Genomic DNA, 12,954 nt, shown 5'->3' with positions numbered 1-12,954 from the left:
TCCGGCCGGATCATCCGCCTATTCTCTATTATTGCTCGTTATCGTATTTCAAGCCCTGCTTGAGATTATACCGCTCGAGCGCCAGCGCGATCATACGGTCCAGCAGAGCCTGATAGGTTACGCCCGTCTCCCGCCACAGCAGGGGGTACATGCTGAACGGCGTGAAGCCGGGCATCGTGTTGACTTCGTTGATCAATATTCTGCCGTCTGATTTGCGGACGAAGAAATCGGCCCGCGTAATGCCGCTGCCTTCAATTGCGCGAAAAGCGGCTATCGCCAATTCCCGCAGCCGGTCGGCGGTCTCGGGGTCGACGGGAGCCGGAATCAGCATTTGCGACTTCCCGTCGATATATTTGGCCGCATAATCGTAATATTCGCCGGAGGAGACGATTTCGCCGGGAACGGATGCCTCCGGCTCGTCATTGCCCAGCACGCTGACCTCCAGCTCGCGCGCCTCGACGAACTCCTCGATAATTACCTTGGTATCGTAACGGAAGGCGGTCTCGACGGCTTTGATCAGGGACTCCTTGCCGACAGCCTTGGAAATGCCGACGCTGGAACCCAGATTCGCAGGCTTGACGAATACCGGATACCCCAGCTTATCCTCGACCTCGATGATCAGATCATGGCTCTTGCGCTTCCATGTGCTGGCGTGAAAGTAGCAGTACTTGCACTGCTCCAGCCCCGCCTCCGCGAACAGCTTCTTCATGATGACTTTATCCATGCCCGCCGCCGAAGCCAGCACACCCGCTCCGATATAAGGGATATTAGCCATCTCGAACAGGCCTTGAATCGTCCCGTCTTCCCCGTTCGTGCCGTGCAGCAGCGGGAACATCACGTCCACCGCTCTTTCGCCGCCGTCCAGTCCGCTGAATACGGCGTTCAGCGCCTTGCCCGTATCCGCGGACTCTCCTTCCAGCTTAAGCTGCTCCAGCCGACTGAAGGGGGCCTGCAGCTTCTCCCCGATCTTCCACAGCCCCTGCTTTGATATATAAAAAGGCAGAATCTCATATTTATCGTAGTCAAAAGCGTTCATCACGGCAAAAGCGGTCTGCAGCGATACTTCGTGCTCCCCCGATTTCCCGCCGTACGCCAGGCCCACGGTCAGCTTTGCATTATCCATCCCTTAACCTCTCTCTGAATTATAAGTAGTCGTAAATGTGAAAAAAACGATAAGCCGTTCTGTCGGTCCAGGCATAGGAATCCCGATAGTCCCAATAGCGGTGGCGGCTGGGAACCGTATGCGCGTTGACAAGCGGCATGCCTCCCGCGTCAAACGCCGTAACGACGGTGCTGTGCTGATAGCGGCCGTCTCCGTCCCAGTCATACTGAATGACGTCTCCAAGCATCAGCTGCTCGGGACGCTCCACAATCTGGGCGCGCAAGCCTGAGCGCCGCTCTCCATCCAGGTAACGGCGGAGACTGTCCGAGACCGCCCAGCTGTAGCTCCACCCTTCCTGTCCGCCTACATAACCTTTGTACCACCAGCCCGTTTCTCTTTTACCAGTATAGTTGATCGGTGCTCCCCCTGCAAAGAGACATTGGGATACGTAATTGGTGCAGTCGACGGCGAAGGTTTCATATTCCGGATTAAAATCATTCCACCACCGGTCCGCATAAGCCGCGGCGTCTTCCCGCCGGTAACGGACATCGCGGGTAGCAGTGGAGAGCACCCTGCGGCTGAGCAGCGGGCCCGGAAGTGACGGCTGGCCGAACGCTTCTTCAAGGGTATGAATTTCTACGCTGGCGGCCCCCCCCTTGCCCCTTCGAAAGCCCCGCTCCGGAATGTCGCGCTCCACACCAGCCAAGGCCCACCCGGCCTCTCCGTTCCCGCCCGCAAAGATCAAGCGCTCCCGCTCCACCTTGTCCTCACGGTGCGTGATCCCGCCTTTTTCATAGAAAAAGGCGCTGTGCAGGGCGACTTCCGCCAGGATGTCCCCCTCATTCCGCTGCGCAGACCGCAGCACCTTCACCCCCGTCTCGCAGCGCCGGGGCTTAATCCCCCTGTCCTCGTACCATTTCGCCATTCTCCGGCCGCGCTCCTGTTGCCCAAGATCGAGGCCTGAGCCGCTCCCGGAGAAGACCTCGGTTTCAGGCACCACCCGGCTTTTGTTGTATTGGTCTACATATATATACAGACTTTTCTTCCATTTCTGATCCATTGCCCGTTTCCCGCCCCTTTCCGCACCAATCCAAAATTACGCCGCACTTACGCGCTGCCCGCAAAGGACTCCGATAAGCAAAGCCGGTTAAGCTCTGCCAGGGCAGTATGCTGCCGTACTATATATATGAGGCGGAACGGGCGGCTATACGGACAATAAATCGGAGGCCGAAGGGATGCGGATTTTTCGATTAAAATGAAGGAAAAAACTTTACTCCCCCTCCTGTAACCGTTATACTAAAAGGCAGAGATGAATATGAAATGGAGTTTCAACAGATGAAACAAGGAGGCAAATTCATGCCAAGCAAGGATAATTTCAATCTTGTTCGCTCGCTCACATCGGGCGGCACAACGTACCGCTACTATGATCTTCAAGCGCTTGAACAGCAGGGACTCGGCAATATCTCCTCCCTTCCTTTTTCCATTAAAGTGCTGCTTGAGGCGGCCGTCCGCCAATTCGACGGAAGAGCCATTACAGAAGAGCATGTCAAACAGCTCGCCGGCTGGGCGGGCGACATCGACCGCGGGAAGGAAATTCCCTTCATCCCGGCGCGGATCGTGCTGCAGGATTTCACCGGCGTACCGGTGGTTGTAGACCTTGCGGCCATGCGCGATACTGTAAAAAAAGCCGGCGGCGATCCGAAGCAGATCAATCCGCTCGTGCCGGTCGACCTCGTTATCGACCATTCGGTCATGGTTGACGCCTTCGGCACCAAGGACGCGTTGGAATACAATATGAACGTTGAATTCGAACGCAACGAGGAACGTTACCGGTTCCTGCGCTGGGCGCAGACGGCATTCAACAACTTCCGCGCCGTTCCTCCGGCAACCGGCATCGTGCACCAGGTCAACCTGGAGTATCTGGCTTCGGTGGCGGCCACGAAGACGGTGGACGGCGAAACGACCGTGTATCCGGATTCGCTGGTGGGCACCGACTCCCACACAACCATGATTAATGGTCTGGGCGTTGTAGGCTGGGGCGTCGGCGGCATTGAGGCGGAAGCCGGCATGCTGGGGCAGCCGCTCTATTTTGTGACCCCTGACGTTATCGGCTTCAAGCTGACAGGCAGTCTGGTGGAAGGCGCTACGGCAACCGATCTGGCGCTGACCGTTACCCAAATGCTGCGCAAAAAAGGCGTGGTCGGCAAATTTGTCGAATTTTACGGCCCGGGCCTTGCCAATATCAGCCTGGCTGACCGGGCGACAGTCGCCAACATGGCGCCTGAATACGGCGCGACGATCGGCTTCTTCCCTGTGGACGACGAGACGTTGTTCTACCTGCGCAGCACGGGCCGTTCCGATGAGCAGGTCGAACTGGTGGAGACGTATTACAAAGCCCAAGGCATGTTCCGTACGGCGGAAACGCCGGACCCGGTATTCAGCGATACGATTGAACTGGATCTGGCCTCGGTTGTGCCAAGCTTGGCGGGACCGAAGCGTCCTCAGGACCGGATCGAGCTTACACATATGAAAGAGAATTTCGAAGGCATTATCCGCACTCCGATCGACAAAGGCGGTTACGGCCTGAGCGACGAGAAAATCGCACAAAAGGTCGAGCTTCAGCATAAAGACGGCAGCAAAAGCGAGCTGTCCACCGGCGCAGTCGTCATCGCGGCGATCACAAGCTGTACGAACACCTCGAACCCAAGCGTTATGCTTGGTGCGGGTCTGCTTGCTAAGAAAGCCGTAGAGCGCGGCCTGACCAAGCCGGGCTATGTCAAGAGCAGCCTGACGCCGGGTTCGCTTGTCGTGACGGATTACCTGGTGAAGGCAGGTCTCCTGAAGCCGCTGGAAGAGCTCGGCTTCTACGTCGCCGGATACGGCTGCGCCACCTGTATCGGCAACTCGGGACCGCTTCCGGATGAGGTGGCCCAGGCGGTTGCGGCGAACGACATGACCGTGGCTTCCGTCATTTCGGGCAACCGGAACTTCGAAGGACGCGTGCATGCCCAGGTCAAGGCGAACTATCTCGCTTCCCCGCCGCTGGTTGTGGCCTATGCGATCGCAGGCACGGTCAATATCGACCTGCAGAACGATCCGCTCGGTTACGACTCGCTCGGAGAGCCGGTCTACCTGAAAGACATCTGGCCGACAAGCGCTGAGATCCGCGAAGCGATTCAGTTGTCGGTCAGCCCGGAGATGTTCCGCAGCAAATACGAGAACGTCTTTACGGCCAACGAGCGCTGGAACGCGATTCCCGTTCCGGAAGGCGAGCTCTACGAATGGGACGAGAAATCGACGTATATCCAGAACCCGCCGTTCTTCGAGCATCTGGCCGACGGACTCGGCGACATCGAGGATATCAACGATGCGCGCGTACTCGCCCTGCTGGGCGATTCGGTAACGACCGACCATATCTCGCCTGCCGGTAATATTACAACGTCCGGCCCTGCAGGCAAATACCTCAGCGAGCACGGCGTTGAGCGCAAGGACTTCAACTCCTACGGCTCCCGCCGCGGCAACCATGAAGTCATGATGCGCGGAACGTTCGCCAATATCCGGATCCGGAATGCGGTTGCTCCGGGGACGGAAGGCGGCGTCACCACCTACCTGCCGACCAACGAAGTGATGCCGATCTATGACGCTTCCATGCGTTATCAGGCCGACGGACAGAACCTCGTCGTTATCGCGGGCAAGGAATACGGCACGGGCAGCTCGCGCGACTGGGCGGCCAAAGGCACGTTCCTGCTGGGCGTCAAAGCCGTCATCGCCGAGAGCTTCGAGCGGATTCACCGCAGCAACCTCGTCGGCATGGGCGTACTGCCGCTGCAGTTCCAGGAAGGCAACGGCTGGAGCAATCTGGGGCTGACGGGCCGCGAGACCTTCGATATTACCGGCCTCGGCAATGACGTGCAGCCTGGACAAGAGTTGACGGTTACCGCCACCCGCGAGGACGGCACGAAGTTCGACTTCCCGGTCATCGCACGGCTGGACAGTATGGTTGATGTCGATTACTACCGCAACGGCGGCATCCTGCAAACGGTGCTGCGCCAGATGCTGGCGGACGCGTCTCCTACTGCTTCGGCAGCGGAGTAAAATATAAAACGGCGCGGGGCTATCCTATGATGCCATTCCAGGCATGACCCGCTTAACCTGTTAAACAAGAAGAAACGAACCCGTCCTTCCACTGATTATTGAGTGGAAGTCGGGTTCGTTTTTTTGAGTATCGGAGCTTCAAATCACCCAATCCCAGGTGAATTCCTGCGGGAATTCTTGCGGCGCCTGGCCTTTGATGATCAGTTCCGGGTTCTTTACAGTTACTTTCGCGCCGGCAGGCACGGACTTGAAGATGGAGACATTGCTGCCGATCACGACCCCTTTGCCGATGACGGTATCCCCGCCCAGAATCGATGCGCCGGAATATACCGTCACATCATCCTCAAGCGTCGGATGGCGCTTTTTCCCATACATCGAATGGCCCTCTCGGAGCGACAAGGCTCCCAGCGTCACCCCGTGGTAAATCTTCACCCGATCACCGATCTCCGTCGTTTCTCCGATCACTACCCCGGTACCATGGTCGATAAAGAAGGAACTGCCGATCTTCGCCCCGGGATGGATATCAATTCCTGTGACGCTGTGCGCATATTCGGTCATAATCCGGGGAATAAGCGGGACAGACAGCAGTTCCAGTTCATGGGCCATACGGTAGATCCCCACCGCGAATAAGCCGGGATAGGAGAAAATGATCTCGCTCAAATCATTGGCCGCCGGATCTCCGTCGAAAGCGATTTGGGCATCGGTGGCCAGCACGCTCCGTATCCGCGGTATTTCCGCCAAAAATTGATGAATGATTTCCTCCGCCTCCGGTCTTACCTCTTGGGAGGAATGGGAATTCTGTCCCCTCCGGTACAGCAGAGAGCGGCCAATCTGGTCGGACAGCTTCTCCTGAATCTGTATCAGAACAGAGCCAATGTGATACTCCATCGTCTCGTCATTCAAATCCTGCTTGCCGAAATAACCGGGAAACAGCAGTTCCCAAACCAAATGTATGCTCTCAATAACCAGCTTGCGGCTCGGAAGCAAAGAATAATCCAGTAAAGGATTAATCGGCTGTTCCCGGTAGCTGGCCGCAATCTCCGCAACGAGACGGTTCATTCGGTTGTCATTAATGCTGCTCAAGACTCAACCTCCTTTCCCCCTGCTTATATGGCATCGTCCGGCGCCGGAGATGATAGGGGATTGACGGCGGATACCGCAGCCGTTTCAGTACGCTTCAGCTATGCTTCAGCTTCAACAGCACAGACGTCAAGGCGTCAATTTCCCCGCAGGTGTTATAGAATGCCAGCGACGGTCTTACCGCGCTCTCAAGCCCGAATCTGCGGAGAATCGGCTGAGCGCAATGGTGGCCGGAACGAACGGCAATCCCTTCATTGCTAAGGGCCTTGCCAACCTCCTCCGTCGTAAACCCTGAGAGAACGAAGGACAGCACGCCCGCTTTTTCCTTTGCCGTGCCGATGAGCCGCAGGCCAGGGACGCGGGAAAGCGATTCTATGCCGTACTCCAGCAGAAAATGCTCATAACGGTTAATCACATCCAGGCCGATTGAGGAAACGTAGTCCAGCGCCGCGCCAAGCCCGACCGCATCAGCAATATTACCGGTTCCCGCTTCAAAACGGGCCGGGGCCGGGTGAACAATGGTCTTCTCGAACGTTACATCCACGATCATATTGCCCCCGCCCTGGTAGGGACGCATGGCTTCGAGCGCTTCGGGTTTACCATACAGGACGCCGATTCCTGTGGGACCAAACACTTTATGACCCGAGAACACGTAGAAATCGGCATCCAGCGCCTGCACGTCCACTTTCAAGTGGGAGACGGCCTGCGCGCCATCAACCAGCACTTTGGCGCCGTAACGGTGGGCCAGGCTGACCATCTCCGCTACCGGAGTAACCGTACCGAGCGCGTTGGATACATGCGTCAGGGAGACGAACTTCGTCCGGGAGCTCAGCAGCTTCGCATATTCGTCCAGCAGGATTTGTCCGCTCTCATCGACAGGCGCGACACGGAGCTTCGCCCCGGTCTCCTCGCAGACCAATTGCCAGGGCACGATGTTGGCATGATGCTCCAGCCACGTGATAAGAATTTCATCGTCTTTCTGCAAATGATGTCTGGCGTAGCTGCTTGCTACCAAATTAATTGCCTCGGTCGCTCCCCGGACGAATACGATTTCCTTCGCCGAAGGGGCGTTCAGAAACCGGGCCGCCTTCTCTCGGGCGCCCTCGTAAGCATCTGTGGAGCGCGCCGCCAGCTCATGAGCCGCGCGGTGCACATTGGAATTCTCATGCTCATAATAGTACTTGATCCGCTCAATAACCTGCCGGGGCTTGTGGGTCGTCGCGGCATTGTCCAGCCACACCAGATCTTTACCGTTCACCTTCTCCGCCAGAATCGGAAAATCCTTTCGCACCGCGTTTACATCAAACGCCCCGAAGGATAGCGAGGGAGCCGAAACGGCGGATGGAGCTTGGCTGCCTGACAAGAACTCAATCGACGGTGCATAGCTGCCCGGCAAAGAGCTTGTCCCCAGATTGTCCGATTCAAACGCGCCGGGAATCGCCCGCAGAAAGTCCGCCTCGGTCCATAATCCATGGTACGATGGCGCCGCAGGAGACCCCCCCTGTACGGACGGTGCAAAGGCTGGAGGCGAAGGAACCGTATTCTGTACGGACGGTGCAGATTCCGGAGCGGATGAAGCGGCCGCAGCCGCTTTCCCAGATGAAAATTCCGGAAAGTATGCACTCGCCAGCGCCGCCAGGACGGATGGGTCCGGAAGGGATGGATGATTGCTATTCGTAGTCATAGTAGTTACCTACATCCACATCTTCCAGCACGCCCACCGCGTCATCTGCAAGAATCGCAACGGAGCAGTACAAGGAGAGGAGATACGAGCCGATGCCCTGCTTGTCGATGCCCGTAAACCGGACCGAAAGCCCGCGGGACTGCTCGCCCGGAAGACCGGTTTGGTACAAACCGAGAACGCCCTGCTTATTTTCTCCGGTGCGCACAAGCAGAATATTCGTTTTGCCCGCCTTACCTTTTGGGTTCTTATGACCGTCGACGAACAGCTTGTCCGTAGGAATAATAGGGATGCCTCTCCAGGTCAGAAAATGCGAACCAAAGATCTGCACCGTTTGCGGCGGAACGCCGCGTCTTGTGCATTCCCGGCCGATGGCCGCGATGGCCCGCGGATGAGCCAGGAAATAGGAAGGCTCTTTCCACACCTTGGAGATCAACTCGTCCAGATCATCCGGCGTAGGCGCACCGTTGCGTGTCTGGATGCGCTGGGAAGGCGCCGCATTTTTCAAAAGACCGTAATCATCGCTGTTGATGAGCTGGCTTTCCTGCCTTTCCTTGATGCTCTCAATGGCAAGCCGCAATTGCTCCTGAATCTGGTTGAAAGGGCTGCTGTATATGTCCGATACGCAGGTATTGACGTTGATAATCGTCGAAATGGAATTCAGCACGTATTCGCGCGGGCTTGTACTATAATCGACAAAGCCTTCGGTAATATTCGAGGTGTCGCCGGTACTGCACAATACATCAAGCGGCGTATCGCCTTCCTGTACCTTGTTCAGCCGGTAAATCCCCGTTTCAAGTCCCTTCCATTCGAACAGCCTTGTGATCCAGCGCGGTGTAAGGGAATCGAATTGAGGTGCAGATTTGGTGACATTTGCCAGTTGATAAGCTGCCGATGAACCGAGCGCCGGTACGGCCAGATTGCCATTGTCTTGTTCGGACATAGTAAAGCCCCCTTAAGATAATAATGAAAAATATATAATATGGCCCATCGCCGGAACGGTATGTACTTATTACTAGAGCGATACGGCAAAGTCCGCGCCAAACCAACCGGTCCGGTGAGCCTTCCATGCCCGCGTGCATAAGCGCATTGGTTCGGCAATGGGCCTACTATAATGAGTTTTATAAGTCAGATATGCATCAGTACTGCGCAATCCGGGGATCTATTTCCTGCGCCCATGCGTTCATGCCGTCTTTCAAATTCAGCAGTTTGCCGGTATAGCCGGAATCCCGTAAAGTACGAATCGCCATCACGCTGCGCTGGCCGATTTTACATATGACGATCGTATCCCGCTGGGGATCAAGCTCCGCTTTGCGGCGAACGATCTGACCGAAAGGAATGGCTTTTGTTCCCGGCAGCTTCCCGATCGCAAGCTCATGAGGCTCCCGGATGTCCAGGATTTGCACCTCTTCCCCGCCATCAAAGCGTCTTTTCAGCTCGGCAGCCGTAATCTCCTCGATTGGCTCCTCTTCGGCAGGCTTCTTCAAACCGCAAAATTCTTCATAATCAATAGGGGATGTAATGGTAGGATGTGTTCCGCAAATGGGGCAGTTCGTGTCCTTGCTGAGCTTAAGCTCCCGAAACTTCATCTTCAGCGCGTCGAACAGCAGCAGCCGATTGATTAGAGGTTCACCTTTGCCAAGGAGCAGCTTGATCGTTTCATTTGCCTGAATGCAGCCGATGATGCCGGGAAGAACGCCGAGTATGCCGCCTTCGGAGCAAGTGGGAACAAGTCCGGCTGGAGGCGGTTCCGGATACAGACAGCGGTAACAGGCCCCTTCCTGCGCATAGAATACGCTGACCTGTCCTTCGAACCGGAATACGGAGCCGTACACGTTCGGCTTGCCCAATAAAACGCAGGCGTCATTGACCAAATATCGCGTCGGGAAATTATCCGTTCCATCCACGACCACATCGTAATCCTTGATAATATCGAGGGCGTTCTCGCTGGACAGTCTTTGTTCGATGGCAATGACGTTAACTTTCGGGTTAATGCTCTTGATCCGGTCTTTGGCGGACGCAATCTTCGGTCTGCCGATATCGCGCGTGCCGTGAATAATCTGGCGCTGCAAATTCGTCTCATCCACGAAGTCAAAATCGACAATGCCAAGCGTCCCGACGCCAGCAGCGGCCAAATACATGGCGATCGGCGCGCCCAGTCCTCCGGTTCCGATCAGCAGAACCCGGCTTTTCTTGAGGATGCGCTGTCCTTCCACGCCGACCTCCGGCAGAATAAGGTGCCGGCTGTACCGGGTAATTTCGTCTTTGGTCAGTTCGGGAAGCCCGTCAAGGCCCGGGCTCCCGATTCCTTCCGTTTCCGCCGGCGAGCCGCCGGCAATGGAAGGCACAAGCATGACGTCGTCTCCATCCGACAAGGCTGTCTGCAGACCGTTTTTTTGCCGGATATCCTCTTCATTCACATAGATATTCACATAGCTGCGCAGCTGGCCCTGATCGTTAAACAAATGCCGCCGAAGATCGACATATTGTTCGGTTAGTACAGCCAGCGCCTCTTCAACCGTGGCCGCCTCCAAACCGATTTCCGACAAACCGTCCGTAAACGAGCGCAGGGCGGTAGGAATAAGCAAACTTACTGTCATACGGCTAATCCTCCCTATTAATGGTTTCAGAATGGAACGCGGAACGGTCACTGTTCAGCTCCCAGGAAGTCAATTCTCCCGCCCGCCCTTGTGCAACTGCGACAATCAGGTAAGAGTAAGTCGGCCAGGCATGCTCCAAGTCGAACGCGGAGGGACGCGCAGGATGATCGGGATGCGAGTGATAGAAGCCGAGCACATCCAGCTTATGCTTTCGCGCGTACAGCTCGCTTCTCATGATGTCTTCCGAGGTGATGAGGAAGCGGTTATGCCTGGCCTGCTCTTCCCGTGAATTGGAAATCGGAAGCAGCTCGCTAACTACCTTTGACTGCTCCTCGCCCAGTCTCCCGAACACAATACCGCAGCATTCATGCGGGTAATCCTCCTCGGCGTGTTTATTGATTTGGTCGATATGCTCCCGCTTCAGATGGATCATGTCGCATCCCCCCTTATCCACAAGTCGTCGCTTAAATATCGAAGCCCGCTGTCGCATAAAATGGTAACGACGACTGATCCGGGAGGGACGGTCGCAGCCAGCTTCAGCGCGGCATGTACATTGGCCCCGGAGCTGATTCCGACCAGCAGCCCTTCTTCCCGCGCCAGCCTGCGCGTCATGGCATACGCTTCCTCGGTTTCAACCTCAATCAGCCCGTCGGCTACCGACTGGTCGTATATCCCCGGCTTAAGCGTCGTTGCCAGATGCTTCATTCCCTCCAATCCGTGCAGAGGCGAATCCGGCTGCATCGCAACGGTCTGGATCGCGGGATTAAGCTCCTTCAATCTTCTGGAGGTTCCGATAAAGGTTCCAGATGTGCCCATGCCGGCGATAAAATGAGTAACCTTATGATCCGTCTGTTCCCAGATTTCCGGGGCGGTCGTCTCGTAGTGCGCTTTCCAGTTCGCATCATTATTGTATTGATCGGGATAAAAATACCGGTCGGCCTCAAGCTCCGCTATGCGCTTGGCTTCAAGCTGAGCGCCATCCGAGCTTTGCAGCGGGTCCGTCTCGATAATTTCCGCGCGGTAAGCCCGCAGAATCCGCTTGCGTTCGACATTCGCGTTACCCGGGAGGCACAGGGTCACTTTGTACCCGAGAGCCGCGCCGATCATTGCGTAGGCAATGCCGGTATTGCCGCTCGTCCCGTCGATGATGGATTTCTCCTTGGTCAATTGCCCTGACTGGATTCCCTGCAAAATCATGGCCTTCGCGGCGCGGTCCTTGACCGAACCGCTCGGATTAAGCTGCTCGGCCTTCACATACACGCTTACGTCGGTTCGCCCCAGATCCTTCGTCACATTCACAAGACGTATAAGCGGTGTATTGCCGATAGATTCAATAATCCCGTAATGGTTATTTGCCAATGTGAAGTCCCCTAACCTGCTGGCTTTTTCGCCAGTTTCTCCGCATCCATACCATGTCCAACTATTCCGAGCAATATTGTAGGAATAAGTTGATCTCATTATAGCAGTTCGACATTTTTCTGTCTAGCCGCTTCTTTGAAAAAAAATGACATTCGTCTCCTTGAAATAGACAAGGTGCAGAGCATACAAGAAGGCGCGGGATTCCCGTGTTAGGACCCGCGCCTTTCTTTTTTAAGTAACATATATTATTAATGAACCGGATAAGCAGTAATTGAGGCTTTGCCCGAGCGGTATTCCAAAAAGTAGCTAATCCCCGCAGCCGCGTTGTAACCGGCAAACTTGGACTCGCTGTTGCCCGGCCAGGCTTGATTCATCACAATCGCCGACCCATTTGCCGAATACAAGGACCAGGTATGCTCCGCCAAATCCCCAACAAATAACTGATTGTTAATGAGCTCCGTTTGCCACCCCGAGTGATCGCCCTTGTCGGCAAAAACTCCTTCCAGCACCTTGCTCTTGATCCCCTTATCCGCATTAATGATTTGGTAGTACGGCTGGATTTCAGTAGATTTAGGCCGAAGGACATTGGGCGGAAAAGGCTGGTACACCGAATCATACACGTTGGAGGTGAACAATAACGTATTTCTTCCGCTGCTTTCAAGCTTGAAATCCGTATTAAAGTCTTTGAAAAGAGCCTCTTTCTTCGTATACAGATTCACCGTTTTCGCAAAATAAACCTGGTTCATAATGCCCGATGCCATGTATTTGATCGCCAAATAAGGATAACGCTCGAAATCCCAGTCCATCACACTGACGAACTCCCAACCGTTGTCAACGACCTTGGCGTCATAGCTGACGCTTGGCTTTTTCCAAGGAAACTGATACAGATTGAAAGCATCTAATCTTTGAACCATAATTCTTTCATTTGCTTTTCCTGCAGGAGCAACCCATTTGTTCTTATCCCCGTCCTTAAGGCTTAGCGGAATTTCTGATTTGGAGAGAACGGCTCCTTGATAAGAAAACACCGTTTTCGAGAT

General features: G+C 55.3%; 10 protein-coding genes. 1 reads left to right on the top strand and 9 read right to left on the bottom strand.

The annotated features are described in order from the left end of the window. Nucleotides 1-28 precede the first annotated feature (28 nt). Both G5B47_RS24325 and G5B47_RS24320 read right to left on the bottom strand, forming a co-directional pair. Entirely contained in the window at nt 29-1,123 is a 1,095-nt protein-coding gene (locus G5B47_RS24325; RefSeq protein WP_165103943.1) for a D-alanine--D-alanine ligase, read from the bottom strand. Nucleotides 1,124-1,142: 19 nt separating this feature from the next. Then, the gene (locus tag G5B47_RS24320; protein ID WP_165103941.1) at nt 1,143-2,162 is read right to left on the bottom strand and encodes an amidase domain-containing protein; all 1,020 of its coding nucleotides are present in this window, start codon (nt 2,160-2,162) and stop codon (nt 1,143-1,145) included. Nucleotides 2,163-2,458: 296 nt separating this feature from the next. Here G5B47_RS24320 and acnA point away from each other — a divergent pair, with 296 nt between their 5' ends. Beyond that, nucleotides 2,459-5,197, top strand: coding sequence for an aconitate hydratase AcnA (acnA, locus tag G5B47_RS24315; protein ID WP_165103939.1), 2,739 nt, complete (start codon nt 2,459-2,461; stop codon nt 5,195-5,197). Nucleotides 5,198-5,335: 138 nt separating this feature from the next. Here the strand turns inward: acnA and G5B47_RS24310 are convergent, their stop codons facing one another. The 7 genes from G5B47_RS24310 to G5B47_RS24280 all read right to left on the bottom strand — a co-directional run. Then, nucleotides 5,336-6,280 carry a serine O-acetyltransferase gene (locus tag G5B47_RS24310; RefSeq protein WP_235957320.1) on the bottom strand — a complete coding sequence of 315 codons (945 nt, stop codon included), beginning with the start codon at nt 6,278-6,280 and terminating at the stop codon, nt 5,336-5,338. Nucleotides 6,281-6,374: 94 nt separating this feature from the next. After that, a complete protein-coding gene (locus G5B47_RS24305; RefSeq protein WP_165103938.1) occupies nt 6,375-7,961 on the bottom strand; it encodes a family 2A encapsulin nanocompartment cargo protein cysteine desulfurase in 1,587 nt (528 codons plus the stop codon). After that, on the bottom strand, nt 7,948-8,901 hold the full coding sequence (locus G5B47_RS24300) for a family 2A encapsulin nanocompartment shell protein (RefSeq protein ID WP_165103936.1): 954 nt from the start codon (nt 8,899-8,901) through the stop codon (nt 7,948-7,950). The genes G5B47_RS24305 and G5B47_RS24300 overlap by 14 nt, the downstream gene beginning before the upstream one ends. A gap of 196 nt (nt 8,902-9,097) precedes the next feature. Then, nucleotides 9,098-10,558: a molybdopterin-synthase adenylyltransferase MoeB gene (gene moeB / locus G5B47_RS24295; protein ID WP_165103934.1), complete on the bottom strand. Its 1,461-nt coding sequence runs from the start codon at nt 10,556-10,558 to the stop codon at nt 9,098-9,100. A 4-nt stretch (nt 10,559-10,562) separates the two neighbouring features. Continuing rightward, nucleotides 10,563-10,991 (bottom strand): Mov34/MPN/PAD-1 family protein, encoded by a 429-nt coding sequence (locus G5B47_RS24290; RefSeq protein ID WP_165103932.1) that lies wholly within the window; start codon nt 10,989-10,991, stop codon nt 10,563-10,565. Continuing rightward, entirely contained in the window at nt 10,988-11,917 is a 930-nt protein-coding gene (locus G5B47_RS24285; RefSeq protein WP_038595499.1) for a PLP-dependent cysteine synthase family protein, read from the bottom strand. Before G5B47_RS24285 ends, G5B47_RS24290 begins: the two co-directional genes overlap by 4 nt. 248 nt (nt 11,918-12,165) lie before the next feature. Further along, on the bottom strand, nt 12,166-12,954 hold a 789-nt coding region (locus G5B47_RS24280; RefSeq protein ID WP_206107528.1), incomplete at its 5' end, for a hypothetical protein.

It is taken from the genome of Paenibacillus apii, assembly GCF_011043685.1.
Lineage (GTDB): Bacteria > Bacillota > Bacilli > Paenibacillales > Paenibacillaceae > Paenibacillus_AQ > Paenibacillus_AQ sabinae.
Note: the sequence above shows the minus strand (reverse complement) of the source record. Positions and strands in the feature narration are given on the sequence as shown.